General features: G+C 32.2%; 1 protein-coding gene. It reads left to right on the top strand.

The window, feature by feature from the left end:
* Positions 1-12 precede the first annotated feature (12 nt).
* Positions 13-236: hypothetical protein (locus SB749_RS20915; RefSeq protein ID WP_410712008.1), on the top strand; the 224-nt coding region annotated here is incomplete at its 3' end.

Genomic DNA, 236 nt, shown 5'->3' on the forward strand with positions numbered 1-236 from the left:
GATAGTTTAAGGATGAATCAGGTAAACAGAATATATGTAGGAAGTAATATAACCCCATTATCATTGTTAGACAAAAGCAAGGGTTTCGTATTTGGTAATGTAGGTTGTTCTGCTTTACATAATATTGAAGAAAGTAGGTTCAAAATTAGTGTATTAATGCCCGTATATCAGGCTGAGGAGTTCATTGAACTTTCTATTAATTCAATGCTCAATCAAACCTGGAGAAATTTGGAAAT

This window comes from Brevibacterium sp. SIMBA_078 (genome assembly GCF_046534565.1).
In the GTDB taxonomy this organism is placed as follows: domain Bacteria; phylum Actinomycetota; class Actinomycetes; order Actinomycetales; family Brevibacteriaceae; genus Brevibacterium.